Annotated in this window: 19 protein-coding genes; 11 read left to right on the top strand and 8 right to left on the bottom strand. The window is 58.5% G+C overall.

Going from position 1 to position 26564, the window contains the following annotated elements:
• Positions 1–260: 260 nt before the first annotated feature.
• The gene (locus RRB22_12915; GenBank protein ID MDT8385306.1) at positions 261–2174 is read left to right on the top strand and encodes a SurA N-terminal domain-containing protein; all 1914 of its coding nucleotides are present in this window, start codon (positions 261–263) and stop codon (positions 2172–2174) included.
• Between the two features lie 82 nt (positions 2175–2256).
• On the top strand, positions 2257–3543 hold the full coding sequence (locus tag RRB22_12910; protein ID MDT8385305.1) for a dicarboxylate/amino acid:cation symporter: 1287 nt from the start codon (positions 2257–2259) through the stop codon (positions 3541–3543).
• Positions 3544–3549: 6 nt separating this feature from the next.
• Here RRB22_12910 and RRB22_12905 read toward each other — a convergent pair whose 3' ends face one another.
• Complete coding sequence (locus RRB22_12905) at positions 3550–4335, bottom strand: enoyl-ACP reductase (protein ID MDT8385304.1); 786 nt, start codon at positions 4333–4335, stop codon at positions 3550–3552.
• A 373-nt stretch (positions 4336–4708) separates the two neighbouring features.
• Here RRB22_12905 and RRB22_12900 point away from each other — a divergent pair, with 373 nt between their 5' ends.
• The 4 genes from RRB22_12900 to RRB22_12885 all read left to right on the top strand — a co-directional run bounded on the left by RRB22_12900 (position 4709) and on the right by RRB22_12885 (position 11638).
• Positions 4709–6841: an ABC transporter substrate-binding protein gene (locus RRB22_12900; protein ID MDT8385303.1), complete on the top strand. Its 2133-nt coding sequence runs from the start codon at positions 4709–4711 to the stop codon at positions 6839–6841.
• Positions 6842–7819, top strand: a complete 978-nt coding sequence (locus RRB22_12895; protein MDT8385302.1) for an ABC transporter permease — start codon at positions 6842–6844, stop codon at positions 7817–7819. It begins immediately after the preceding gene.
• Positions 7816–9336, top strand: a complete 1521-nt coding sequence (locus RRB22_12890) for an ABC transporter permease (GenBank protein ID MDT8385301.1) — start codon at positions 7816–7818, stop codon at positions 9334–9336. The genes RRB22_12895 and RRB22_12890 overlap by 4 nt, the downstream gene beginning before the upstream one ends.
• 259 nt (positions 9337–9595) lie before the next feature.
• On the top strand, positions 9596–11638 hold the full coding sequence (locus RRB22_12885) for a dipeptide ABC transporter ATP-binding protein (protein MDT8385300.1): 2043 nt from the start codon (positions 9596–9598) through the stop codon (positions 11636–11638).
• Between the two features lie 100 nt (positions 11639–11738).
• Here the strand turns inward: RRB22_12885 and RRB22_12880 are convergent, their stop codons facing one another.
• From RRB22_12880 to RRB22_12870, 3 genes are all read right to left on the bottom strand, one after another.
• Entirely contained in the window at positions 11739–13562 is a 1824-nt protein-coding gene (locus RRB22_12880) for a LysM peptidoglycan-binding domain-containing protein (protein MDT8385299.1), read from the bottom strand.
• Positions 13563–13828: 266 nt separating this feature from the next.
• Complete coding sequence (gloB, locus tag RRB22_12875) at positions 13829–14620, bottom strand: hydroxyacylglutathione hydrolase (GenBank protein MDT8385298.1); 792 nt, start codon at positions 14618–14620, stop codon at positions 13829–13831.
• 21 nt (positions 14621–14641) lie between these two features.
• The gene (locus RRB22_12870) at positions 14642–15241 is read right to left on the bottom strand and encodes an NUDIX domain-containing protein (protein MDT8385297.1); all 600 of its coding nucleotides are present in this window, start codon (positions 15239–15241) and stop codon (positions 14642–14644) included.
• A 282-nt stretch (positions 15242–15523) separates the two neighbouring features.
• Between RRB22_12870 and RRB22_12865 the strand changes: the two genes are divergently transcribed.
• The 3 genes from RRB22_12865 (at position 15524) to dnaQ (ending at position 17809) form a co-directional block, all read left to right on the top strand.
• A complete protein-coding gene (locus RRB22_12865; GenBank protein ID MDT8385296.1) occupies positions 15524–16345 on the top strand; it encodes a methyltransferase domain-containing protein in 822 nt (273 codons plus the stop codon).
• A 26-nt stretch (positions 16346–16371) separates the two neighbouring features.
• A complete protein-coding gene (rnhA, locus tag RRB22_12860) occupies positions 16372–16815 on the top strand; it encodes a ribonuclease HI (GenBank protein MDT8385295.1) in 444 nt (147 codons plus the stop codon).
• 274 nt (positions 16816–17089) lie between these two features.
• A complete protein-coding gene (gene dnaQ / locus RRB22_12855; GenBank protein ID MDT8385294.1) occupies positions 17090–17809 on the top strand; it encodes a DNA polymerase III subunit epsilon in 720 nt (239 codons plus the stop codon).
• Positions 17810–18053: 244 nt separating this feature from the next.
• Here the strand turns inward: dnaQ and RRB22_12850 are convergent, their stop codons facing one another.
• From RRB22_12850 to RRB22_12835, 4 genes are all read right to left on the bottom strand, one after another.
• Positions 18054–18506, bottom strand: coding sequence for a rhodanese-like domain-containing protein (locus tag RRB22_12850; protein ID MDT8385293.1), 453 nt, complete (start codon positions 18504–18506; stop codon positions 18054–18056).
• A 142-nt stretch (positions 18507–18648) separates the two neighbouring features.
• Positions 18649–19653: an NAD-dependent epimerase gene (locus RRB22_12845; GenBank protein ID MDT8385292.1), complete on the bottom strand. Its 1005-nt coding sequence runs from the start codon at positions 19651–19653 to the stop codon at positions 18649–18651.
• Positions 19654–19739: 86 nt separating this feature from the next.
• Positions 19740–21017, bottom strand: coding sequence for a Vi polysaccharide biosynthesis UDP-N-acetylglucosamine C-6 dehydrogenase TviB (tviB, locus tag RRB22_12840; GenBank protein MDT8385291.1), 1278 nt, complete (start codon positions 21015–21017; stop codon positions 19740–19742).
• 106 nt (positions 21018–21123) lie between these two features.
• The gene (locus RRB22_12835; protein MDT8385290.1) at positions 21124–22449 is read right to left on the bottom strand and encodes a UDP-glucose/GDP-mannose dehydrogenase family protein; all 1326 of its coding nucleotides are present in this window, start codon (positions 22447–22449) and stop codon (positions 21124–21126) included.
• 486 nt (positions 22450–22935) lie between these two features.
• Between RRB22_12835 and RRB22_12830 the strand changes: the two genes are divergently transcribed.
• Entirely contained in the window at positions 22936–24339 is a 1404-nt protein-coding gene (locus RRB22_12830) for a TIGR03013 family PEP-CTERM/XrtA system glycosyltransferase (protein ID MDT8385289.1), read from the top strand.
• Positions 24340–24377: 38 nt separating this feature from the next.
• Positions 24378–26555, top strand: a complete 2178-nt coding sequence (gene prsK / locus RRB22_12825; protein MDT8385288.1) for a PEP-CTERM system histidine kinase PrsK — start codon at positions 24378–24380, stop codon at positions 26553–26555.
• Positions 26556–26564 lie beyond the last annotated feature (9 nt).

The raw sequence follows: 26564 nt of genomic DNA, 5'->3' as shown, positions 1-26564 counted from the left end.
ATACCGGCCTGTCACGCCGGGGGTCGCGGGTTCGAGTCCCGTCCACTCCGCCATTACTAGTATTCAAGGCGTTCCTATTTTAATGTGGGAGCGCCTTTTTACTTTCTGCCTTTCGCTATTTATGATCATGCTGCGTTTGCAAACGAATAAAAAACTATTTAAAAAAGAAGGCTAAAACGTCGGCAAATAGATTAAAATCTTCCGCTAAATTCACTCGCTACAAAACTCATTCACTCTTAAACGATAGACAAAAAAACATTATGCTGCATTTTATTCGAGAACGCGCCCAAGGCTGGATTGCCTGGGTCATTGTTGGTTTGCTGATTATCCCTTTTGCACTTTGGGGCATTAACGAATATTTCGATAATGGCGGCAAGCTGGTCGCGGCCACGGTCAATGGCAATGAAATTAGCCAGCGTGAATTTCAGCAGGCTTTTTATGAGCAGCGCAGCCGCATGCAACAGATGCTGGGCGCTCAATACGATGCCCAGTTGTTTGACCCGCAGATCAAGCAGCGCGTTATCAGTGAACTGGTTGATCGCGAACTGTTGTTACAGCATGCCAAAAAAATGGGCTATCGCGTCTCAGATCAAACCGTTGTCGCCACGATTCAGGGCATCGATGCCTTCCGTGAAAATGGTGCCTTTTCAGCAACGCTGTATCAGCAACAGGTGCAGATGCAAGGCCAGTCGCCCGCCGCATTTGAGCAGCGTGTTAAACGTCTGATTACCGCTGGACAATTGCCGGATGGTTTGGCAACCAGCGTATTGGTTACGGATGCTGAACTGGATGCGGTCATTAAGCTGGAAGAACAACAGCGTGATTTTCAGTATCTTGTTTTAAAGGCAGAAAATTTCAAGGACGCGTCTGTTGCCAGTGAAGAGGCGATCAACGCCTATTATGAAAAACATGCCGAACGTTTCATGACGCAGGAACAGGTGCGAGTGGAGTATGTTGAATTATCGGCAGATTCCTTGCAGAGCGATCAAGCGCCTGGCGAAGATGAATTGCGTGAGTTTTATGATGCCAACAATAGCCAGTTTAAAATAGCTGAAGAACGTCAGGCCAGTCATATTCTGATCCAGATCGAAGAGGGTGCGGATGAGGCCGCTGTGGCTGCTGCACGCAAAAAGGCCGAGAGCTTGCATGCACAGATCAAGGCCGGTGAGAGTTTTGAACAGCTGGCCAGGAAAAATTCCGATGATCCCGGCTCTGCCGATCTGGGTGGCGATCTTGGCTATTTCGCACGCGGCATGATGGAAGGTGATTTCGAGGAAGTGGTGTTTTCGCTGAATGAAGGTGAGGTCAGTGAACCGGTGTTGACCTCATTCGGTTTTCATATCATCAAGTTGACGGGGATTCGCGCAGAGGAAGCAAAACCTTTTGCCGAGGTTCGCGATGAAATCGTGGCGAAGTTCAAGCAAGATGAGGCAGAACGGAAGTATTTTGAACTGGCCGAAAAGCTGACCAATATGGCGTATGAAACTCCCGACTCGTTACGCGGAGTTGCCGACACGCTGAATCTCGAACTTAAAGAAAGTCCATTTTTTACTCGCCGCGGTGGTGCCGGTATCTTTGCCAATCCCCGGGTGACCACGCTGGCTTTTAGTGGTGATGTATTGAAGCAGGGCTTTAATAGCGAACCGATCGAGCTGGGCGAGAATCATGTCATCGTACTGCGTCTGTTGGAGCACCAGCCAGCCAGCCGCCGTCCTCTGGATGAGGTCAAAGCGCAGGTGATAGAAAGCCTGGTGCAGGAAAAGGCACAGGAGAGCGCCAGGGCTGCCGGTGAAAAGGTGGTTCAGCAATTATCGTCCGGCGAGTCTGCTGATGCTGTGTTGGCGACTGTGTCTGCCGAGTGGCAATCAGCGGGTAGCATCACACGTAAAGCGACCGACGTGGAGATCAATCCAGCAATTATCAAACAGGCCTTCCGGCTTCAGCATCCGACGATCGAGAGTCCACGTTTTGGTGGCATCGCTCTGGGCTCAGGTGACTATGCGGTGATTCGTCTGAACAAAGTGACTGATGGCGACCCTGCCGCTGCCGATAAGGCTGCGCGCGAAACCCTGAAGCGTCGTCTGGCGTCGGAGCAGGCGGCTAATGCGCAAGCGCGCCTGGTGGCGGCGCTGAAGTCGACAGCCAAGATTGTCGTGCACAGTGAAGAGTTGTAGTTAATTTTTTATGGGCTGAATTCGGCAGGCTGCGGCTTATCAAGACAGTTTCAACTTTCTGCAAGCAGGTGCTAGCGTGATGATGAAATTAAAGCTGCATTGGCAAATTCTCATCGCTCTGGTGCTGGCGGTTATCGCGGGTACCCTCACCGGCACCGATGGCAGCCTGTTCGGCATCACCTTCTATTCCATCTACCAGTTCATTGGTACGCTATTTCTCAATGCATTAAAGATGCTGATTGTTCCGCTGATTGTTTCTTCAATCATCGTGGGCATTGCCGGTATCGGTTCCACCGGCGCCCTGGGCCGTCTGGGCGGAAAAACATTATTTTATTATATGTCGACCAGTTTGATCGCCATCCTCATCGGCCTGGTGATGGTGAACATCATTGCGCCGGGCGTAATTGACGGCGCGCCAGCCAAGGATCTGATCGGATTAACGGCCGATGTCGATGATATAAAAGACAAGGTGGAAGGCAAGGGCGCCGGTGATGTGGTCGATGTATTTTTGCGGATGGTGCCCACCAATATCGTCACCGCTGCAGCCAATGGGCAGATGCTGGGCCTGATATTTTTCAGCCTGTTATTCGGTTTCTTCCTCACCAAGATTCAGGAGGCCTACGCCGAGGCGCTGTATAATTTCTGGCAGGGCACTTACGAGGTGATGATGTTGATCACCGAATGGGTCATGAAGTTTGCACCCATCGGGGTATTTGCGCTGGTGGCCAAGGTGGTCGCTACCACCGGCCTGGATGCATTCAAACCCCTGGCGCTGTTTTTTGTCACGGTTGTACTCGCACTGGCAGTGCACTTCTTTGTGGTGATGCCGATCCTGCTGCGCGTGATAGGGCGGGTGAATCCCTGGCGTCACTATCGGGCGATGCTGCCGGCGCTGTTGACCGCCTTTTCCACCAGTTCGTCTTCAGCCACCTTGCCGATGACCATGGAGTGCGTGGAAAAGAATGCGGGTGTCTCCAACAAAACCTCCAGCTTTGTATTGCCGCTGGGGGCGACGATCAACATGGACGGCACGGCGCTGTATGAATGCGTGGCGGCCATCTTCATCGCCCAGGCCTATGGCATTGAGCTGAGCTTCGCGACACAGTTCACCGTTGTGATGGTGGCCCTGCTGACATCGATTGGTGTTGCCGGCATCCCCTCGGCCAGTCTGGTGGCGATATCGATTATTCTCGCCGCCATCGGTCTGCCGATCGAGGCCATCGGGCTGATCCTTGCGGTGGATCGGGTGCTGGATATGTGCCGAACCACGGTCAACGTGTTCAGCGATTCCTGTGGTGCGGTGGTGATCGCCCGCACTGAGGGCGAGCAGGATATTCTGACGGGACAGCCTGCGCGGCAGCCCGTCTAATACCTCCTAGGCCAGCTGGCCCATACCAGTGATATTGTAACCGCCATCCACGTAGGTGATCTCGCCGGTGATACCGGAGGCAAGATCGGAGCAGAGGAAGGCCGCCGTGTTGCCGACCTCTTCAATGGTCACATTGCGTCGCAGGGGAGTATTGGCGGCACTGTAATCCAGCATAGAACGGAAATCCTTGATGCCGGCCGCGGCCAGGGTGCGTATCGGACCCGCGGAAATCGCGTTGACGCGAATGTTTTCCGGCCCGAGTGACGCAGCCATATAACGCACATTGGCCTCCAGACTGGCCTTGGCCAGGCCCATCACGTTGTAGTTGGGGAGCACGCGCTCGGCGCCCAGGTAACTCAGCGTCAACAACGCGGCATTGCGGCCCTGCATCATATTGCGACCGGCCTTGGCCAGCGCGGCAAAACTGTAGGAGCTGATCTCATGGGCGGTGTTAAAGCCGCTGCGGGTCACACTGTCGAGGTACTCACCCTCCAATTCCTCACGGGGGGCATAGGCCACGGAATGGATCAGGATATCCAGATGATCCCAGTAGTCATCGAGTTTTGCAAAGGTCGCCTCGATCTGCTCGTCGCTGGCGACATCGCAGGGAATGACGATCTCGGAGCCACACTCCGCGGCGAGCTTTTCCACGCGCCCCTGCAGTTTGTCATTCTGGTAGGTAAAGGCCAGCTCGGCACCTTCCCGGTGCATGGCCTGGGCGATGCCCCAGGCGATGGAGCGATTGCTGGCGCAACCGATGATCAGTGCGCGTTTACCGTCTAAGAATCCCATGATGGCTACCCTTTTTATCTGTTTGTTGTTAGTTTGCTGTTCGGCCGTCGCGTAACGCATTGAGGTCACAGACCGGACCAGCCCAAGAGGCCGTATTATACGCAATGGCACCCCAAAAGTGATACGTTTGTCCGCCTTGGCGATGATTGATTCCCGGCGAGGATGATGGCAGTTTAGGCAGTGTCGGTGCAAACCGGTGAGGCCAGATAACGGCGGGATCAAGCAACAGAAGGTCAAGTTACAGAAGGTCAAGCAACAGTAGGTCAAGTGAGTGAGTACAGGAATGAAATCGGGGCCATGGGATATTCGAGTGCATAAACACGGCAGCGGCCTAACCTTTTTCAGCATCAGCCTGTGGGTCCTCCTGTCGTCGATGGTCTTGACGGCTTGTGATGGCGACAGCTGGAATAACCCCTATCCCGAAGCGGAACGGCAGCAGAATATTTATTATTCCGCGTTTAGCCTGCGACCCAAACATCTCGATCCGGCGCAATCATACAGTTCCAACGAGGTCGTCTTTACCGGCCAGATCTACGAACCCCCGCTGCAGTACCACTACCTTAAACGCCCCTATACCCTCACGCCGCTGACCGCCACCGAGATCCCCCAGCCCTATTTCGAAGACCGGCAGGGCAGACGCCTGCCGCCGGGGGCGGCGCACGAGGCTATTGCCTATAGCGTCTACGAGATCCGGATCCGGCCTGGCATCCGTTATCAGCCGCATCCGGCCTTTGCCAAAACAGCCGATGGCCAGCCGTTGTATCTCAGTTTGCCTCCCGAAGAGCTGGCGCAGCGAAATCGCTTGAGTGATTTTGGCGAAACCGGTAGTCGCGAACTGGTGGCGGCGGATTATGTGTATGAGATTAAACGCCTCGCCCATCCCAAACTGCATTCACCGATCTTTGGTCTGATGAGCGAATACATCGTCGGCCTGAAGGAATATTCGGATACCCTGCGACAAGTGGTGGCGGCCCGCGAGGCCGATGGCGAAGCCTCGCAATTTCTGGATTTGCAGCAGTATGCGCTGTCCGGTGTCGAGCTGGTGGATCGCTACACCTACCGCATCAGGCTCTACGGCGAATATCCCCAATTCGTGTACTGGCTGGCCATGCCCTTTTTTGGCCCCATCCCGCCCGAGGCGGACCAGTTTTATTCGCAGTCGGGCATGAAGGAAAAAAACCTCACCCTGGACTGGTATCCCGTCGGCACTGGACCCTACATGCTGACGGTCAACAACCCGAACCGCCAGATGGTGATGGAGCGCAATCCCCATTTCCACGGTGAAACATATCCCGCCGAGGGGGAAGCGGAAGACCAGGCAGCGGGCCTGCTGGCCGATGCCGGACAGCCGTTACCCTTTATCGACAAGGTGGTGTTCAGTCTCGAAAAGGAAGACATCCCTACCTGGAATAAATTTCTGCAGGGCTATTACGACGCCTCCGGCGTCAGCTCTGACAGCTTTGATCAGGCCATCCAGATTTCCAGTCAGGGTGATGTGGCCCTGTCCGATGAGATGCGGGCCAAGGATATCCAGTTGTCCACCGGCATTGCCGCCTCTACCTACTACATGGGTTTCAACATGCGGGATCCCGTCGTGGGCGGCTACAGTGAGCAGGCGCGAAAACTGCGCCAGGCGATTTCCATTGCCGTCGATTATGAGGAGTTTATTTCTATCTTTCTCAATGATCGTGGCATCCCCGCACAGGGCCCGCTGCCGCCGGGCATTACCGGTTATCAGCCCGGTGAAGCAGGCATGAACCCCTACGTGTATGAATGGCATAACGGTAAATTGAAACGCAAACCGATTGCCGAGGCCAGGCGATTGCTGGCAGAGGCGGGCTATCCGCAAGGTCGTGATGCCAAAACCGGCAAGCCCCTGATTGTGCACCTGGACAGCACCGGGGGTGGGCCGGATGATAAGTCACGTTTTGACTGGCTGCGAAAACAGTTTTCCAAGATTGATTTACAGTTAGATATCCGCTCCACCGATTACAATCGTTTTCAGGAGAAGATGCTGAAGGGCACCGCGCAACTGTTTCAATGGGGCTGGAATGCGGATTATCCGGACCCCGAAAATTTCCTGTTTCTGCTCTACGGGCCCAATGCCAAGGCGGGGAAAAACGGCGAAAACGCGGCGAACTATGAGAGCCCGCAGTTCGATCGGCTGTTCAGCGAAATGAAGAATATGCCCAACGGACCGCAGCGTCTGGCAGTGATTGCGGAAATGGTGGACATCGCCCAGGCTGATGCCCCGTGGCTCTGGGGCCTGCATCCGAAACAGTTCAGCCTGTATCATGCCTGGCTGAAAAACATCAAACCCAATGATATGGCGAATAACACCCTCAAGTACAAGCGCATCGACCCCCGGTTGCGCGCGGCACAACGCGCCGCCTGGAACCGTCCGGTGGTATGGCCGATTGTTCTGCTGGGCCTGTTGCTGGTCGCCGGCTTTATCCCGGCCCTGCTGACCTACCGCCGAAAACTACGCGCGCGAGGTACGGTGTAAATGCTGGCGTATATTATCCGCCGTACGCTGTACGCGATCCCGATCCTGATCGGCGTCAACCTGTTGACCTTCTGGCTGTTCTTTGTGGTCAACAGCCCGGAAGACATGGCGCGCATGCAGCTGGGCCAGAAGCGGGTCACGCCAGAGGCGATTGAAAAATGGAAGCAGGAGCGGGGCTACGATAAGCCCTTATTGCTCAACACCACGGCCGAGGGCAGCGCGGTCCTTACCAACACAATATTTTTTGAAAAAACGCTGCGGCTGTTTGTGTTTGATTTTGGTAGCGCCGATGATGGTCGAAATATCGGCCACGATATCCGTCAGCGCATGGTGCCAAGCCTGGCGCTGGCAATACCGGTGTTCATTATCAGTCTGCTGGTGAACATCACCATTGCGATGATCATCGCCTTTTTCCGCGCCACCTACGTGGATTATATGGGGGTGGTGCTCAGCGTCATGCTGATGTCGATCTCCACGCTGTTTTATATCATTGGGGGTCAGTTTGTGATCAGCAAACTCCTGCACCTGGTGCCTATCTCTGGTTATGACGAGGGCTGGGCGGCGGTGAAGTTTCTGGTTCTGCCGGTGATTATCGGCATCGTCGGCGGCATCGGTGCGGGCACCCGCTGGTTTCGCACCATCTTTTTGGAAGAGATCAACAAGGACTATGTACGCACCGCGCGGGCCAAAGGTCTGGCCGAGCGGGTGGTGCTTTTCAGGCATGTGTTGAAAAATGCCATGATCCCCATTCTGACCGGCGTGGTGGTGACTATCCCGCTGTTATTCATGGGCAGCCTGATCACCGAATCCTTTTTCGGTATCCCCGGTCTGGGCAGTTACACGATTGATGCGATCCGCGGACAGGACTTTGCCATTGTGCGCTCCATGGTGTTTCTGGGTTCGGTGCTGTACATCATCGGCCTGCTGTTGACCGACCTGTCGTATACCCTGGTCGATCCCCGGGTGCGGCTGTCATGAGACGCGGCACGGGCCTGTTTGTGTTTGTCGGTGTATTGGTTGCGGTGGCCATCGGCCTGTGGCTGGCACCGATAAAACCCGTGCTGCTGTGGACCGATCTGCTGATCTACATTTTGTTGTTCACCCTGGTGTCCTTTTTTAGCTATGTGCGCGGCAAGCCACACCTTGTGAGTCCCTGGCGACAGGTGTTGAGTCGGCCGTTGGCGATGATCTCCCTGGTGGTGTTGTCGGCTTACGTGTTGGTTGGCCTGCTGGACTCCGTGCATTTTCGCATGGCGCTCGCCCCCCAGGCGGTGGCGCAGACGGCGGCGGAAAATGCAGAGCCGCCGGCCGATGCAGCGGCGCATTATTCGGTAGAGGTGCTGAGCCTGCTGGATGTCATCGCCAACCCCATTCGCCGGCAGGTGGAAAAGAGTTATTCGGCGCCCCTGGCCGCGCATCTGTTCAGTAAGGATACCGTGGAGCAGGCGGACGGTAGCACCGTGCGCGCCTACCCGCGGCTGCAGTATGGTGGCGCGCATCTGGATGACCCGGAATCCCAACGGACGGCGGATATTACCCAACGCGCCCTGACTGCGGTGGCCATGGGCCTGACGGCGTGGTTGCTGGTGGTGCTGTTGTGGATTGCCTATCTTGCACGCCGACAGGAACACGCCTTTGCCAGGCAGTTGTCGCTGATCGTTACGGGTAACACCGTATTGCCCTGGCGGGCGATATTTTCCACCCTGGCCATGGTGTTTCTGTTTGCGGCACTGGTGATCAAGCTCGGTGTCGGCTATCACCTGCTGGGTACCGACAAGGTCGGCAATGATGTGCTGTACCTGAGTTTCAAGAGTATCCGTACCGGACTGGTGATCGGCACCCTGACCACGCTCATCATGCTGCCGTTCGCTATTCTGCTGGGCATCATGGCCGGACATTTTCGCGGCTGGGTCGATGATGTGATCCAGTATGTCTACACCACACTCAATTCGATCCCCGGGGTGTTGTTGATTGCAGCGGCAATCCTGTCGGTGGATGTCTACATTGCCAATAACCCCGGTCTGTTTGAGACCGTCATTGAGCGAGCGGATGTCCGCCTGTTATTCCTGTGCATGATTCTGGGCATCACCAGCTGGACGGGACTCTGTCGTCTGCTGCGCGGCGAGACCCTGAAACTCCGTGAGCTGGACTATATTCAGGCCGCCACGGCCTTTGGTGTGGGCAACATGAAGATCATCAGCCGCCACATCCTGCCCAATGTGATGCACATCGTGTTGATCGCCGTGGTGCTGGACTTTAGCGGTCTGGTGCTGGCGGAGGCGGTGCTGTCCTATGTCGGTGTCGGCGTTGATCCCAGCATGGTGAGCTGGGGTAATATGATCAACAGCGCGCGCCTGGAAATGGCGCGTGAGCCGGTGGTGTGGTGGTCGCTGGTGGCGGCGTTCTGGTTTATGTTCGTGCTGGTGTTGGCCGCCAATCTTTTCTCCGACGCGGTGCGCGATGCCTTTGACCCGCGTGTAGGCCTGGCTAACTAAGATTAGTTTTCAGAAGATGAATCAAACCTGCTGAACATAAATTGACGCATAAGCTGACGCATACTATTGAGTCATATGAAAAGGATACCCTTCAATCAAGACACGCTGAGAATACATCCGTGTACGCTCGACAGCAGCATCCTTGCTGCTGACGGTCTTGATTGAAGGGTATCCTTTCCATGCGCCTTGTTAGTAAACAGTCATCACAAACCGTTCATTACAAAAACATCACGAAGTGTTTAACAAAAGACAAAACCCTATGACCACACCCTTACTCAGAATAGAAAACCTGCAAACCAGTTTTGCCACCTCCGCGGGACTGGTGCGGGCAGTGGATGGGGTCAGTTTTGAAATCCATCGGGGTCAGACCTTTGCCTTGCTGGGGGAGTCGGGTTGCGGAAAATCCATGACCGCCCTGTCGATGATGCGCCTGCTGCCCGAGCCGGCCGGGCGCATTACCCAGGGTGCGATTTACCTGAATGGCGAGGATCTGTTACAGCTGCCGGAAGTGGGCATGCGCAAGGTCCGCGGCAACCGGATCGCGATGATTTTTCAGGAACCGATGACCAGCCTTAATCCTGTGTTGACCATCGGTCAGCAGATTGGTGAAGGGGTGCGGCAGCATCTGGGCCTGCGCAATGCGGCGGCCCGTACGCGGGTGCTGGAATTGCTGGAGGCGGTGGGCATCCCCGATCCGGTGCAACGCATCAACGAGTATCCGCATCAGCTCTCCGGCGGCATGAAGCAGCGCATCATGATCGCCATTGCCCTGGCCGGCGAACCGGATCTGTTGATCGCCGATGAGCCGACCACCGCCCTGGATGTGACCATACAGGCGCAGGTGCTGGACCTGATGCGCAAACTGCAAAAAGACACCGGCATGGCGATCCTGTTGATCACCCACGACCTGGGCGTGGTGTCGGAAATGGCCGACCGTGTGGCGGTAATGTATGCGGGACAGATAGTAGAAGAGGCCGATCGTCACGACTTTTTCGCCGCGCCCAAACACCCCTATTCCAAAAAGCTGTTTGATTCCTTGCCGGATATGGACAAACGCGGCCAGCGCCTGGCGGTGATCCCCGGGCATGTGCCCTCCCTGGCGACGGTGTTTCGCGGCTGCCGTTTCGCGGATCGCTGTGAGTTCAGCTGGGAGGCCTGCCAGCAACAGGTCCCGGTCTGGACACCGCTCAATACGGCGGACCGCAGTGGGGTGCGTTGCCTGATCTATGAGGCCGGCCAGCAGCTGCAGGATACCCAGGGCGACCGGCCGAAGGCCGAGGCGGAATTGACCTCGGACTACGTATCCACCGACCAGCAGAACCTGTTAACGGTCGATGGCCTGAAGGTCCACTTTCCCATTCACAAGGGGCTGTTGCGGCGGGTGGTGAATCACGTCAAGGCGGTGGACGATATCGCCTTGTCCATTCCGGCCGGCCGCACCCTGGCCCTGGTGGGGGAGTCCGGCTGTGGAAAGACCACGGTGGGTAAAAGTATCCTGCAATTGACCCGGCCAACGGCGGGGCAGGTGCATTTCGCGCAGACCGAACTCACCCGCCTTTCGATGCGGCAGCTGCGTCCGTATCGCCGCGACATCCAGATCATTTTTCAGGATCCGTTCTCCTCGATGAACCCGCGCATGATGGTGGTGGACATCATCGAAGAGGGCATGATCACCCAGGGGCTGGGCGGTGATGCGAAGGGGCGGGCCCGGCGGGTGGACCAGTTGCTGGAGCAGGTGGGCCTGTCGCCGGAGGTGAAGCATCGTTACCCGCACGAGTTTTCCGGCGGCCAGCGTCAGCGTATCTGTATTGCCCGGGCGCTGGCGGTGGAGCCGAAACTGATCATCTGTGATGAGCCGACCAGTGCCCTGGACGTCTCCGTGCAGGCGCAGATTCTGAATCTGCTCAAGGATCTGCAGGAGGCGCTGGGCCTGTCGTATTTGTTTATTACCCATGATCTGTCAGTGGTCGAATACCTCGCGCACGAGGTGGCGGTGATGTACCTCGGGCGTATCGTGGAGCAGGGTGCGGTGCAGGAGGTGATGAAAGATCCCATGCATCCCTATACCCGGGCCCTGCTGGCCGCGGTGCCGGTGATTGAGGGGGGGGCCGAAAAGCCGGGGCGAGAGGCGGTCAGTGTGCAGGGTGAAATGCCGTCGCCCATCAATCCGCCCAGCGGTTGTCACTTTCACCCGCGTTGCGCATATGTCATGCCCGAGTGCAGGGTCCGCTATCCCGATAGCTACCGCCGCAGTGACACCCACAGTGCACGCTGCTTTCTCTTCGCCGATAACGATAAATAGGTGGTGGCCTGTGGCTGCCGCCGACGTCTAGGAGGCTCTCAGGTCAGATCTCAGGTCGGATTTTCAGGCCAGGCTCTCAGGTCAGGCTCTCGCGCCAACCTCAGGACTGCTGGGTGACATCCACAAACAGGGTCAGGCGTTGACCCGGTTGCAGGTACTTGCCTTTCTTCAGTGAGTTCCAGAGGCGGAGCTTCTCCACCGTGACACTGAACTTTTGCGCGATCAGCGCCAGCGAATCTCCCGCGCGGACCTTGTAGTGCAGCTGCTGGCGGGTGGCGTTGCGCGGCGGGGCGCCGAAACGGGCAGTGGTGGCATCGCGGCTATCGGTCCAGATCACCAGCTGCTGGCCCGGCTTGAGCGTATCCCGGGGTGACATGCCATTCCACGCGGCCAGTCGGCTAAGCTTCACCTTGTACTTGCGAGACAGATCCCAGAAGGTGTCGCCGGCCTTTACCCTATGTTGGATTTTGTGGCCGGCCCGTTTGGTATCCTGCAGCGCGACCCGGCGACGGTCTGCGCTCAGATAGTCCTCGAGGTCCTTGGTGGCCACCGGAATGATGATGCTCTTCCCGGCCCGTATCCATTTGTCGTTAATGCCGTTGACCTCTTGCAGCAGGTTGACCGAGGTCTGATATTTGCGGGCGATGTGGCCGAGGGTCTCGCCCTGACGGACCTGATGTCGTTGCCAGCGCACGCGCTGCCTGTCGTCGACCTCGGCAAGGGCCTGCGCAAAGCTGTCGATCCGCTCGATGGGCAGGGACAGGACATGCGGCCCCTTGGGATCGGTGGCCCAGCGATTAAAGGCGGGATTGAGCTGGTACAGGGTCTCGATGGGCAGCTCGGCCAGTTCGGCGGCCAGCGCCAGGTCGATCTGGGAACCGATGTCGATCTGTGCGAGGTAGGCCTCATCGGGGATGCTGGCGAGGCTGATGCCGTGCGCGTCCGGGCGATGGATCACGGCGCTGATGGCCAGCAGCTTGGGCACATAGCCGACCGTCTCCCGGGGCAGGTCCAGCGACCAAAAGTCGGTGGGCCGGCCCAGTTGCCGGTTCTTTTTCACGGCGCGGGCAACGCGACCTTCGCCGGAATTATAGGAAGCGAGGGCCAGCAGCCAGTCGCCGTCGAAATGTTTGTGCAGCACCTCCAGATAATCCAGCGCGGCCGTGGTGGCCCGGGGCACGTCACGGCGGCCGTCGTACCACCAGTTCTGTTTCAGGCCGTATCGTTTGCCGGTGGCGGGGATGAACTGCCAGATGCCGGCGGCCCGGCCGGGGGAATAGGCAAAGGGCTGAAAGGCGCTCTCGACCACGGGCAACAGGGCGATCTCCATGGGCATGCCCCGGGCCTCGATCTCCTGCACAATATCGTACAAAAAGGGCTGGGCGCGCTCGACCACGCGATCCAGATAGGCCTGGTTGCTGGCGTACCAGTCGATATAGGGCCGCACCAGACGGTGCTCCTTGTCGCCGAGCTGGAAGCCGTTACGGATGCGTTGCCAGAGGTCATCGGTCTGCTGGGTGGCGGCGCTATCGAGCGGATGGTCATCAGCAGGGGCAGGGGCCTGGGCGAAGGGTTTGGCACCCAGCGCCTTCGGCATGCCGTTGATGGCGGCCTGCTCGCTCTCCCAGCCGGCCACCAGCATCCACCAGGGGGTGCCGGGGTCGGTGGCCAGTGGTAGATGACGGCGGCGATGCGCTGAGGTCGGTGCGGCATCCGCGTCGGGTTCCAGCTGTGCGCTTTCGTACGCCGCTACCGCCGGTGCCTCGGCTGCGTCGTGCTCGCGGTTGTCTTCCGGGTTGCCGATGGGTGGCTGGAGGGGTTCGGTGCTCGCGACATCCAGGCCGACACAGGCGGTCAGGGCACTCAGCATCAGCACAACGGCAAAAGCGGAAAGAGAAGGGCGTCGGAACAGGGAAGAGGTCATAGGCGATTTATTGGGTAGGCTCGTGAGCTACGATTTATTGTTCAGGGATTATGGCAGTTAATCCGTTTCCCGTCATGGTGGTATCGGCAGGGGGAGGCAGAGTCTGTAAAAAAGATGGTCGCAGTCGACCAGCGGTTGGGTTACCGGCGCCAGCCTTTTCACCCGGATCAGGGGGCCACGAAGGCCCTGTCTGGACGGGGGAAATGTCACGCTATGGGTCTTTTCGTCGGCGCGGCCAATGCGGCGTGGCCGACGAGCAAGCGGGGTCAATCCAGGGTGTCTTTCCAGTGGCGCACCACGGCAAAGACCTCGGCCGGGGTGGTCAGGCTGCGCCCGGCAAAGGCCTCGGCGGCGCGGATAATATTCGGCTGCCCGGAGCGTAAAAAGGGATTGGTGGTCTTTTCGGTGCCCAGCAGCGAGGGCACCGTGGCCAGGCCCCGGCGGCGGCGCTCGCGCACCTCCTGTTGGCGGGCCTGCAGGGCGGCGTTATCCGGTTCGGCGATGCGGGCAAAGACCAGGTTGTCTTCGGTGTATTCGTGGGCGCAGTAGACCAGCGTGTCGTCGGGGAGGGCGCCGATCCGGCTCAGCGAGTCGTGCATCTGTGCCGGTGTGCCTTCAAACAGGCGGCCGCAGCCACCGGCAAACAGGGTGTCGCCGACGAAGGCCAGGCCGGTGTCGTTTTCCGCGGGGCGGGTGTAGTAGGCGATGTGTCCCGCGGTGTGGCCGGGCACGTCCATGACGCGCAGCTCCGCCGCCAGGGCGGGGAGTCGCACGATATCGCCCTCGGCCAGCGGATGGGTCATATACGGGATGGTTTCGCTGGCCGGGCCATACACCGGCAGGGAGTAATAGGTGAGCAGGTCGGCAATGCCGCCGACGTGATCCCAGTGATGGTGGGTGATGAGAATGGCGATGGGTTCGAGCCCCTCGGCCTGAATGGCCTGCAGCACCGGCGCGGCATCGCCGGGGTCCACGATGGCGACCTGTGGCCTGTCCGGGTCGCGGATCAGCCAGATATAGTTGTCATTAAAGGCCGGTACGGCCTGGGCGGTGAGCATGTCGTTAGCCTCGTGGATGATTTATGGTTTTTCAAGCCACTGCTGGCGGATCCTGTCCCGGTTCAGCCGGAACCACTGTAGCGCGATGATCGGCAGGGCGGAATCGATGCGACCCTGGTCCAGCCACTCAAAGGCCGTGTCACTGCTGACCACGTGCACACGAATATCCTCGACCTCGTCATCCACCCCATGGATGCCGCCCAGGCCGGCGGTCTCGGTGCGGGCAAAATAGGCGTGTATCTGCTCGTTGCTGCTGCCCGGGCTGGAATAGTAGCGATGGATGGGGATGAGCTCGGAAAGGGTGCAACCCGCCTCTTCCCCGGCCTCGCGATGCATCAGTGCCTCGATGGACTCGCCCGGCTCCTGCAGGCCGGCAATGATCTCGATCAGCCACGGGCCCGAGGGGTCGGCGCCGGCACCGATGCGGAACTGCTCGATCAGCACCAGCTCGTCGCGCAGCGGGTCATAGGGCAGCACAGCCGCGGCCTGTCCACGGTCGAGCAGCTCGCGGGTGAGCGGCGGGCTGTCTCCCCCGGCAAACAGGCTGTGGGTGAGCTCGAATCGTATCAGCCTGAAAAACCCCTGATAGAGTGGCGTCTGGCGGATGACCGACCATTTCATCGCTGCTGGCCGGTCGCGGCTGAGGTTGAAGGTGCGGGCGGAGTACACGTCATGCCGAAGAGTTTACGCCATTTGATGGGGCCCTGCAGGCCCCTGGAAGGCTGAGATGGGAAGCCAAGGCGGTCCGTCTGACTGGTGACATCGCGACTTTCCGCGTATCGTTGCGCTGTCTTTATGCCGGCCGGTCATCGGCGTTAAAATGATCGGCAAAACGCCCCGCACAGACGGCGAAACAGGTTTAGAATAATCTCTTAATATGATGAATATAATGGAAAAAATGAATTGAAAAGGCGCTTTTCCCGGTGGCTGAAATGCGATTCCCCCGAGCTGACACGCCAGCGCATGCGTGCCTGGTTTACGCATCTCCCGGGGCGCTGGCTACAGGCGGAAGAGCGTGCGCAATTACGCCAGATCCTGCCGACCCTGTTCGGTTATCACCTGCTGCAACTGGGTGACCTGTATTCCAAGGACTGCCTGACCAGTTCCCGCATCCCGCATTGCGTGGTGCTGGATGAGTGGCCGCAGGACAAACAACCGGCCGGTGAGCGGGAGCGCAGCTGCATCCGTGGCGTCGCGGAATATCTGCCCGTGGCCTCGGATTTCGTGGACACGGTGGTTATGCCGCATACCCTGGAATTCACCGATGATCCGCATCAGGTGCTGCGCGAGGTGGATCGCATCCTCATCCCGGATGGCCATGTGGTGATCCTCGGTTTTAACCCCTGGAGCCTGTGGATGATCTGGCGCCTGGCGCTGGCCTGGCAGGGCAAGCCGCCCTGGTGCAGCCATTTTGTGAGCCCGGCCCGGCTGAAGGACTGGTTGCAGCTGCTGGGTTTCGACATTGTGCAGTGCCGCCGGTATTTTTTCCGCCCGCCCCTGAGCCATAAGGGGGTGATGAGCCGGTTACGGTTTCTGGACCGCATCGGCCTGCGCTGGACCCCCTTTTTTGGCGCGGGCTATGTGGTCGTCGCGCAGAAGCGGACTTCGGTGCTGACGCCCCTGAAATCACGCTGGCGACCCGCCAATGGCCACCTCATCCGGCCCGGTCTGGCGGGTAACACGCGGGCCATGGACAATCGGCAGTCGACAGAAACGGACCAGTAAGAATCAGATCAGTAAAAGGTTAAGCGATGAGCAAGCAGGTAGTAGAGATGTTTACCGACGGCGCCTGCCGCGGTAACCCCGGCCCCGGTGGCTGGGGTGTTGTGTTACGTTTTCAGGACAAGGAAAAGGAGCTCTTCGGCGGGGAGGCCCTGACCACCAATAATCGCATGGAGTTGATGGCCGCGATCCAGGGGCTGGAGGCCCTGACCAAGCCCTGCGAGGTGGTGCTGACCACCGATTCGCAGTATGTGATGAAGGGCATCACCGAGTGGATGGCGGGCTGGAAGCGCAAGGGCTGGATGACGTCGGCCCGCAAGCCGGTGAAAAACATCGACCTCTGGCAGCGCCTGGACCAGGCCCTGGCCCGGCATAGCGTGAAGTGGGAGTGGGTGCGCGGCCACACCGGACATATCGAGAACGAACGCGCCGATGTGCTGGCCAACCGGGGTATCGACGAGCTGTCCGCTTGAGGGCGACGCCCCCGTCCGGCGGGCATCGCATGACATTACAAATGTAATAATAACAATACCTTAATAGATATTGTTAATAAGTTGAATGAGACTGGTGTGATGCTGGATACCGCGCGATCTTTCTCCGTCGGCCATCACCTGCGGTACCGCATGGCGGCGAACAGATCCCTTGCGATATCGCCTCCGCGGCGCGATCATCTACCGGCTTCAGGCATGCCCCGGGCTAATCCACCACCGATAGCGAACATATAGTGAACAACAGGTAAGCGAAAAGATGCGTCAGATTGTATTAGATACCGAAACCACCGGCCTCGAACCGAGCCAGGGCCATCGAGTCATCGAGATCGGCTGTGTCGAGCTGGTGAACCGTCGGCTGACCGGCCGACATTATCACCAGTACCTGCAGCCCGACCGTGAGATCGATGAGGGCGCCATCGAGGTGCATGGCATCAGTAATGAATTCCTCGTCGATAAGCCACGGTTCGCCGATGTGGTGGATGATTTCATGGAATTTGTGCGCGGCGCAGAGCTGGTGATCCACAACGCCCCCTTCGACATGGGTTTCCTGAATAACGAGCTGAAGCTGCTCGGTGGCCGTGATGCGCCGCTGGAGGCGCATTGCACGGTACTGGACACGCTGCAACTGGCGCGCAAGATGCACCCCGGGCAGAAAAATAACCTGGATGCCCTGTGCAAGCGCTACGAGGTCAATAACGCCCATCGCGAACTGCATGGCGCCTTGCTGGATGCGGAGATCCTCGCGGACGTCTATCTGCTGATGACCGGCGGCCAGACGGATCTGTTACTGGCCGGCAAAAACGATGAGTCGCAATCGGCGGTGGGGGATATTCGCCGCCTGCCCGCCGATCGACCCCGCCTGCGCGTGATACGCGCGACCAGTGAAGACCTGCTGGCGCACGAGGCCCGCCTGCGAGCGATCAGTGAGGCCAGTGGCAAACCCTGCCTGTGGCAGCAGGTTGAAGAGCCGCAGTAGGGTGCATCCAATTGAGTGCTGAGTGCGTAGGGCGCAATAACCGTAGGGCATTGCGCCGCATGAAACATCTCTCAAAGCGGAGTCGTTTTGATTGATGGTGGAAATGCCTCGCGGGAGTAGGGTGGGCAGTGCCCACCATTGCACCAAGCCCAACATTGTCTAATAGGTGGGCAGTGCCCACCCTACACCTGCGGCGCAATGCCCTACGGTTATTGCGCCTTACGGCACTAAATTTCATTCCGGCTTACTGTTGTAAATACGGATAGCCCTTATGTAGCCATTCCTCGAAACCGCCCCGGAACCAGTAGATGTTGTTGTAGCCACAGCTGAGGGCGATCTTGATCGCCTCCGCGGAGCGGCCACACTTCACTCCATTGCAGTAGAACAGGCTGGGCGAGTCCATTTTGGGGATGACCTTGGCCAGCGACTCACAGGTGGTGTCCACGTCCGGCAGGCTGAGGGAGCCTTCGATATAACCCTGTTTGCGATCGCCAGGTATGCGCGAGTCGATGATGATGAGGTCGTCAATCTCGTCCACCAGTTCGATGAAGGCCTCGGCATCCACCTTGGTGGTGTTGTCGATGGACTCGGGTGATGTGGCCGCGATGGCGGCGCTGATGGCAAACAGGCCGCTGAACAGGCCGGCCAGCACTCTAGTTCTGGACGCATGGAAAATCGCAGCAGGTTTCATTCTCATCAGTGTCGCTCCCGGTTATTGGTTTAAAGCCGAATCCGCGGTTAAACCACGAACCCGGGTTTTAGCGTCAGTGGGGGCTATTTCCTTAAGTGTGACCAGGTGTTACGCGTCCGGTAAGGCCTCCTGGGGCCGGCCCGGCGCGTTACCCGTAATAGCCGCGATACCATTCCACAAAATTGGCAATCCCGGTTTCCACGCTGGTGTCCGGCTTGTAGTCGACATCCGCCACCAGGTCTTCCACGTTGGCGTAGGTGTCCGGCACATCGCCGGGCTGTAGCGGCAGCATGTTCATCTCGGCCTTCTTGCCGAGACAGTCTTCCAGCACCTTGATGTAGTGCATCAGCTCCACCGGGGCGTTATTGCCGATGTTATAGAGGCGGAAGGGGCCCTTGCTGGTGGCCGGGTCAGGGGCGTCGCCGTTCCAGTCGGGGTTCGGCCGGGCGGTGTGATCCAGCGTACGAATGACCCCTTCGACGATGTCGTCGATATAGGTGAAGTCGCGGCGGTGCTTGCCGTAGTTGAAGACGTCGATGGGTTCGCCGGCGAGGATCTTTTTGGTGAACAGGAACAGCGCCATGTCCGGGCGACCCCAGGGTCCGTAGACGGTGAAGAACCGCAGGCCGGTGGTGGGCAGGTCATAGAGATGGCTGTAGGTATGGGCCATCAGCTCGTTGGCCTTTTTGGTGGCGGCGTACATGCTCAGCGGGTGATCCACGTTGTTGTGGATGGAAAAGGGCATATTGGTGTTAGCGCCGTAAACCGAGCTGCTGGAGGCATATACCAGGTGTTCCACCCCGTTATAACGACAGCCTTCCAGAATATTCATGAAGCCGACGATGTTGCTTTCCACGTAGGAGTGGGGGTTTTCCAGTGAATAACGCACCCCCGCCTGGGCGGCCAGATTCACCACCTTGTTGGGCCTGTGGCGGGCAAACAGCGCCTCCATGGCCGGGCGGTCTTCGATATTGATGCGCGCCTCGGTGAAAGCGGGGTGGTCCTTGATCTTGGCCAGCCGCGCCTCTTTCAGGCTCACATCGTAATAGTCGTTAAGGTTATCGACCCCGACGACCTCCTCACCGCGCTCCAGCAGACGTTGCGCCAGTCGGTTGCCGATAAAACCGGCGGTGCCGGTGATTAATACTTTCATGATTTTCTCTCTTGTTTAATTTTTAACGTCGGAGATGCGGCGCAATGCCCTTCGGTTATTGCGCCCTACGGGCTCAGCACTAGATTCTAAAGCCGATCATCCACCTTGTCCGCCGGCAGTATGTGTTTGACGTCGAACAGTACGCATTCCGGTTTGCCGAGTGCGCGGATGTCGTCGGCTGTCATGGCCTTAAACTGGTCGTGGGCGACGGCCAGGATGATGGCGTCGTATTTGCCCTTTTCCAGCGACGGGATGGGGCGGATGCCGTATTCATGCTCCAGTTCATCGGGATTCACCCAGGGGTCGTAGACATCCACATTGGCGTTGTAGGTCTGCAGTTCCTTAATCATGTCGATGACGCGGGTGTTGCGCAGATCCGGGCAGTTTTCCTTAAAGGTGAAACCCATGATCAACAGGTTGGCATCCACCACGTGGATGCGTTGGCGGGTCATGCGTTTGACTACGCGCTCCACCACATGGCTGCCCATGCCGTCGTTGATGCGCCGGCCGGCGAGGATCATCTCCGGCTGGTAGCCGATCTCCTGGGCCTTGTGGGTGAGATAGTAGGGGTCGACCCCGATGCAGTGGCCGCCCACCAGACCGGGCCGGAAGGGCAGGAAGTTCCACTTGGTGCCGGCGGCCTCCAGCACCTCGAGGGTGTCGATTCCCAGGCGGTGGAAGATCAGTGCCAGCTCGTTGATGAGGGCGATATTGACGTCGCGCTGGGTATTTTCGATCACCTTGGCGGCCTCGGCCACCTTGATGGAGCTGGCCTTGTGGGTGCCGGCGGTGATAATGCTTCGATACAGATCATCAACAAAATCAGCTACTTCCGGCGTAGATCCAGAGGTAACCTTAAGTATGGTGGTGACCCGGTGCTCTTTGTCGCCGGGGTTGATGCGCTCGGGAGAGTAGCCCGCAAAGAAGTCCCTGTTAAAGACCAGGCCGGAGCCCGCCTCCATCAGGGGCACACAGACCTCTTCGGTGGCGCCGGGGTAGACCGTGGATTCGAATATCGCCACATCCCCCTTGTTGAGCAGTCTGCCCAGGGTGCGGCTGGCGCCTTCCAGGGGGGACAGGTCCGGCCGCTTGGCGGAATCGATAGGGGTGGGGACGGTCACGATGTAGACATTGCAGTCCGCCAGATCGTCCGGATTGCTGGTATAGGTGAGCAGGGTGGCGAGCTTGAGCTCGTCGGCATCCACCTCCAGGGTGCTGTCCCTGCCGGCCTGCAGCTCGGCCACTCGTGGGGCGTTAATATCCAGGCCCTTGGTCGGGTAATGCTTGCCAAGCTCAACGGCCAGCGGCAGGCCGACGTAGCCCAGGCCGATGATGCCGATACGGGTGTCCTTTAAATCAAACATGTTGCTTCATTCCTTTTGTAGGGTGGGCATCGCCCACCAATCATTCTTGGTTCCAGGTTGTAAAAGGTGGGCGATGCCTTTATGCCCCGCGGGTGCACCCTACGGTTTATGAAGGTCGGCCAATGCAGTAATAGCTGAAGCCGTCGGCGCGCAGGCGGGCGGGATCGTACAGGTTGCGGCCATCAAAGATCGTGGGTTGGCTGAGCTGTGCCTTGACGCGCTCGAAATTCGGGCTGCGGAAGGCGCTCCATTCAGTGACCACGGTCAGGGCATCAGCACCCTGCAGGGCGGCCTCCGGCGAGTCGACAAGGGTCAGATCGTCACGCTCACCGTAGATGCGACGGGCCTCGTGCATGGCCTCGGGGTCGTAGGCCTGCACCCTGGCGCCGGCTTCCCACAGGGCCTCCATCAGGGTGCGGGAGGGTGCGGCGCGCATGTCGTCGGTATTGGGTTTGAACGACAGCCCCCACAGGGCGATGGTCTTGCCGGCGAGATCGCCGTCGAAGTGCTTGTGGATCTTGTTGAACATGACCCGCTTCTGGCGATGGTTGACCGCTTCCACCGCGCTGAGCAGTTCCGCGCGGTAGCCGATCTCATTGGCGGTGCGCTCCAGCGCCTGCACGTCCTTGGGGAAGCAGGAGCCGCCATAACCGCAGCCGGGATAGATGAAGTGGTAGCCGATGCGGGGGTCGGAGCCGATGCCGAGGCGCACGTTTTCGATATCCGCGCCCAACAGGTCGGCCAGATTGGAGAGCTCGTTCATGAAGGTGATCTTGGTGGCCAGCATGGCGTTGGCGGCATACTTGGTGAGTTCGGCGGAGCGGATGTCCATGCTCACCAGACGGTCGTGGTTGCGATTGAACGGGGCGTACAGCTCGCGTAACAGCTCGGTGGTGCGCGGATTATCGGTGCCGATGACAATGCGGTCGGGCTTCATGAAATCGTCCAGCGCCGCGCCCTCCTTGAGGAATTCGGGGTTGGAGACCACATCGAACTCGGTCTTGGCGTCCCGTTTTGCCAGCGCGGCATTGACCGTCGCCCGCACCCGGTCGGCGGTGCCCACGGGGACCGTGGACTTGTCCACGATGACCCGGTAATCCGTCATGTGTTCGCCGATGCTGTTGGCCACCGCGAGGACATACTGTAAATCCGCTGAGCCGTCTTCATCGGGCGGGGTGCCCACCGCGATGAACTGGAACAGCCCATGCGCCACGCCTTCAGCGGCATCGGTGGTGAAGCGCAGGCGACCGGATTCGATATTTTTGGTCACCATGCTCTCGAGGCCGGGCTCATAAATGGGGATCTCGCCGCGTAACAGCATCTCGGTTTTGGCCTGGTCGATATCGACACACAGCACATCGTTCCCGACCTCGGCCAGGCAGGTGCCTGTAACCAAACCAACATAACCCGAACCGTAGATAGTGACTTTCATTGTTGATGACCTTTCATATTTTTTGTGATGTGCGTTGACCAGAAATAAACAAGCCAGCGGTCCTACCTGATGGGATGAGCCTCCCTATGGAACGGGCCTTCCTATTCGGAGGAGAGGGGCGAGCTAATTTTCGGGTGTGCAAGATGCTACCAGCTTTCTATGTGTATTCTTCGTGTATTCTTCGCGCGAGGCATCCGTTAGCGTGATTTTTTGAAGCGGCCCGGCGTAAGCGGCCTGTCATGCCTTTGTAGGGCGCGTCCTACAAGGACCTATCGATGTTGCCAGATGCCACAATTTTGGCCATTTGCGGGCGTTATTCTACTGGTTCAGGCTAAGAAAAGTCACTAGAATGTCCGGCGAATTCGCTGCTTATTTGTCAGAAGAATTAAATGTTTGCAAAGTTCGCTTGATCGTTTAGTTTAACAGCACGGTCCCGCCGTGCTCCCGCATTGTAGCGAGATTGTACAATAAGGATATCGTTCACCCGTGGTTAGAGTTTTCAAGCAATACATTCCCGTGCCGTTTTTGCTGCTCGGCGCGGTTGAATTTTTAGTCTCCATGTCATCTGTCTATCTCGCCGCCTGGCTGTGGCCGCTCGCAATGCACAGTGAGAACGGCCTGCTCGGTGGAGAGCCGGTCTGGTCAAAGGGCTTGGCCTTCACCGCCATGTTGCTTCTGTCGCAGAGCTTTCTGGGGCTTTATCAGCGACGCTTCCGTTTTGCCATTGTCGGTATGATCTTGCGCATCGGCATCAGCCTGGTGGTGACCGGCATCGCCCTCGGGCTGCTGTATTTTCTGTTACCCAAGCTGGCGCTGGATCGGGGTATCTTTGTGCTCAGCCTGATGATTGCCGGGGTTCTGCTCACCGCCGTGCGTACGGTATTCATCCGTTCCCTCGGTAAGGATGCCCTCAAGCGACGCATCCTGGTGCTGGGGGCGGGCCAGAATGCCGCACAGATCTCGCATAACCTGCGGCGGCGGGTGGATCAGCAGGGGTTCCAGATTGTGGGTCACGTGCACGTGCGGGGTGAGCATGATGTGGTCGACGAATCGCTGATCATTCGACCGGACATGACCCTGCTGGCGCTGGCCAACAGTCTGGATATCGATGAAATCGTGGTGGCGGTCGGCGAGCGGCGTCGCAAGGGTTTCCCGGTGCACGATCTGCTGGACTGTAAATTGAGCGGCATCGATGTGATCGACCTGCAGGCCTTCTTTGAACGGGAGACCGGCAAACTGAAGCTGGATATCCTCAGCCCCAGCTGGATGATCTTTTCCGATGGCTTTAATCAGGGAAAGGGGCAGAGCACCCAGAAGCGCCTTTTTGACATCGTGGTGAGCCTGGCACTGCTGGCGGTCTCCTGGCCCTTCATGCTGCTGGTGGTGCTGATGATCAAGCTCGAGGGCCGGGGACGCGGCAGCATCATCTATCGCCAGATCCGGGTCGGCCAGCACTGGCGGCTATTCAATGTGTATAAATTCCGCAGCATGCGTGAAGACGCCGAGAGCGGCGGCGCCCAGTGGGCCAAGAAGAATGATGACCGGGTGACCCGCACGGGGCGTTTTATCCGCCTGACCCGGCTGGATGAACTGCCGCAGATCTTCAATGTGCTCAAGGGCGACATGAGCTTTGTGGGGCCGCGTCCGGAGCGCCCGGAGTTTGTGACCCAGTTGTCCGAGCGCATCCCCTATTTTGCGGAGCGCCATCGGGTGAAGCCCGGCATTACGGGCTGGGCGCAGGTGTGTTACCCCTACGGCGCATCGGAAAAGGATTCGCTGGAAAAACTGCAGTTTGACCTCTATTACATCAAGAACTACAGCCTGTTCCTCGATCTGGTGATCATTTTGCAGACGGCCCATTCGGTGATTGCGGGCAAGGGTGGACGATGAGCGCCATGGGCAGAACAACCGTGCAGGAGCACTAATCGATGGTCGGGGCGGCGATGCTGGGTTATCTGGCGGCGACCATCGCCTTCCTGGTGTTGGGGTTGCTGTTGGCCACGGCCTGGCGCGGCCGGCAAGAGGGCGGCATGTTGTTGCTGGCCTCTGCTCTGAGCGCCATCTGGGCCGGGCTGTCGGCCTACCAGGCCTCTGAGGGATACTACGCCTCCGTCTATCTGCTGGGTGCGGAGGTATTGCGCAACGCCGCCTGGCTGGGCTTCCTGCTGCTCATTATGGCCAAGGCCCGACAGCAGACTATCGCCCGCCCCCTGCTATGGGCGGGAGGCTCCCTGACGGTGCTGTTGATGCTGATACTGGTCATTGTCATCGTCAGCGGAGAGGCCAGCCCCATCGGCATGGGCTTTGGTTTACAGGTGTTCCTGTTTCTGAGCCTGGCCCTGTTGGGCCTGGTGCTGGTCGAGCAGATCTTCCGCAATACCCCCCTGGAATCACGTTGGTCGATCAAATACCTGTGCCTCGGGTTGGGCGGGCTCTTCGCCTATGACTTTTATCTCTATTCAGATGCCCTGTTGCTGAAAAACATGGATGCAGAGATCTGGGGGGCCCGAGGCTATATCAATGCCATTGTGGTGCCCCTGATCGCCGTCTCGGCGGCCCGCAACCCGCAGTGGTCGCTGGATGTCTTTGTATCGCGCAGTTTTGTGTTTCATTCCTCGGCGATGATGGGCGGCGGGATCTATCTGCTGGCGATGGCCGCCGGCGGCTATTACATCAAAACGGTGGGCGGCGACTGGAGCAGCCTCGGTCAGCAGGTATTCTTCTTTGGCGCGATCCTGGTGCTGCTGATGGTGCTGTTCTCAGGCCATATGCGCGCCCGCTTGCGCATCTTCCTGAACAAACACTTCTTTAATTACCGCTACGATTATCGGGAAGAATGGCTGCGCCTGATTCAGAGCCTGTCCGAGGCGCAGCTCGACTCGAACCTGAAAATGACGGTCATCAGCGCCATGGCGAAAATCGTGGAAAGCCCCGGTGGCATGTTATGGTTGCGCCAGGAGTCCGGGGGCTATCAGCCCGAGGCCGGCTGGAATATGCCCGATGAGGCCTCGTTTCGAGAGGATGAGAATCGGCCACTGGTGGCCTTTTTGTCCGAGCGAAAGTGGGTCATCGATATCGACGAACTGGATGCGGAGCCGGAATCCTACCCAGGCTTGATATTGCCCCCCTGGCTGTTGGAACTGACCGAGGCCTGGCTGGTGGTGCCACTCTTTTTGGGTGCGGAGGCCTTGCCGGGTATGCCGGAAGGGAAAAGGTCGGCTGCGACCATTATGGGCTTTGTGATCCTGCGTCGCCCACGGGCGAAAATGCAGATTAACTGGGAGGTGCGTGACCTGTTGCTGACCACAGGCCGCCAGTGCGCCGGCTATCTGGCCCTGTTGAAGGCCAACGAGGAGCTGGTGGATGCGCGGCAATTCGAGGCCTTTAACCGGTTGTCCGCCTATGTGGTGCATGACCTCAAGAACATCGTGGCGCAACTGTCACTGATCGTCTCCAATGCCGATCGGCACAGGGATAATCCCGCCTTTGTCGATGATGTGTTTTTGACCATCAAAAACGCCACCGGCAAAATGAATCGCATGCTGGACCAGTTGCGCCAGGGACGGGTTGACGCCGCCGACAGTCACAAGATTGACCTGAATCTCATATTGGAGAATGTTGTACGTGATCATTCTGAAAAATTGCCTGCGCCCGAATTCCTGAACCGCGAGGTGGCAAAGCACGCGACAGTCATCGCCAATGAAGACAGATTGTCGGCGGTGATCGGGCATCTGATCCAGAACGCACAGGATGCGACCCCGGATGATGGTTATGTGCGACTGAAACTGTCACAGCAAGACGGGTTTGCGATTGTGGAGATAGAGGACAACGGCTGTGGCATGGATGCGGCCTTTCAGCGCGAGCGTCTGTTCCGTCCCTTCGACACCACCAAGGGCAATGCCGGCATGGGCATCGGGGTGTATGAGAGTCGGGAGTTTATCCACGGCCTGGGTGGCCGGCTGCACGTGCGCAGTAGCCTGGGAGAGGGGACGATGTTTACCATTCAGCTAAGGCTCGAAACGGATAAAATGCTCGATGCGGGTGTTGAGAGTCCGGTTGCCGCAACGGCTATACCACCCACACCCCCTACAACGGCGATGAATTGAATATGGCGA

This window comes from Gammaproteobacteria bacterium (assembly GCA_032250735.1).
Classification (GTDB): Bacteria; Pseudomonadota; Gammaproteobacteria; order SZUA-152; family SZUA-152; genus SZUA-152.
Note: the sequence above shows the minus strand (reverse complement) of the source record. Positions and strands in the feature narration are given on the sequence as shown.

Excerpts from the sequence above, each read along its gene's own strand:
- RRB22_12905 (MDT8385304.1), bottom strand. The coding sequence starts at position 4,335 with ATGGGATTCTTAGACGGTAAACGCGCACTGATCATCGGTTGCGCCAGC.
- RRB22_12890 (MDT8385301.1), top strand. The coding sequence starts at position 7,816 with ATGAGACGCGGCACGGGCCTGTTTGTGTTTGTCGGTGTATTGGTTGCG.
- gloB (MDT8385298.1), bottom strand. The coding sequence starts at position 14,620 with ATGCTCACCGCCCAGGCCGTACCGGCCTTTAATGACAACTATATCTGG.
- RRB22_12880 (MDT8385299.1), bottom strand. The coding sequence starts at position 13,562 with ATGACCTCTTCCCTGTTCCGACGCCCTTCTCTTTCCGCTTTTGCCGTT.
- RRB22_12850 (MDT8385293.1), bottom strand. The coding sequence starts at position 18,506 with ATGAGAATGAAACCTGCTGCGATTTTCCATGCGTCCAGAACTAGAGTG.
- RRB22_12885 (MDT8385300.1), top strand. The coding sequence starts at position 9,596 with ATGACCACACCCTTACTCAGAATAGAAAACCTGCAAACCAGTTTTGCC.
- tviB (MDT8385291.1), bottom strand. The coding sequence starts at position 21,017 with ATGTTTGATTTAAAGGACACCCGTATCGGCATCATCGGCCTGGGCTAC.
- RRB22_12870 (MDT8385297.1), bottom strand. The coding sequence starts at position 15,241 with ATGAAATGGTCGGTCATCCGCCAGACGCCACTCTATCAGGGGTTTTTC.
- prsK (MDT8385288.1), top strand. The coding sequence starts at position 24,378 with ATGGTCGGGGCGGCGATGCTGGGTTATCTGGCGGCGACCATCGCCTTC.
- rnhA (MDT8385295.1), top strand. The coding sequence starts at position 16,372 with ATGAGCAAGCAGGTAGTAGAGATGTTTACCGACGGCGCCTGCCGCGGT.
- RRB22_12895 (MDT8385302.1), top strand. The coding sequence starts at position 6,842 with ATGCTGGCGTATATTATCCGCCGTACGCTGTACGCGATCCCGATCCTG.
- RRB22_12910 (MDT8385305.1), top strand. The coding sequence starts at position 2,257 with ATGAAATTAAAGCTGCATTGGCAAATTCTCATCGCTCTGGTGCTGGCG.
- RRB22_12900 (MDT8385303.1), top strand. The coding sequence starts at position 4,709 with ATGGTCTTGACGGCTTGTGATGGCGACAGCTGGAATAACCCCTATCCC.
- RRB22_12915 (MDT8385306.1), top strand. The coding sequence starts at position 261 with ATGCTGCATTTTATTCGAGAACGCGCCCAAGGCTGGATTGCCTGGGTC.
- dnaQ (MDT8385294.1), top strand. The coding sequence starts at position 17,090 with ATGCGTCAGATTGTATTAGATACCGAAACCACCGGCCTCGAACCGAGC.
- RRB22_12845 (MDT8385292.1), bottom strand. The coding sequence starts at position 19,653 with ATGAAAGTATTAATCACCGGCACCGCCGGTTTTATCGGCAACCGACTG.
- RRB22_12835 (MDT8385290.1), bottom strand. The coding sequence starts at position 22,449 with ATGAAAGTCACTATCTACGGTTCGGGTTATGTTGGTTTGGTTACAGGC.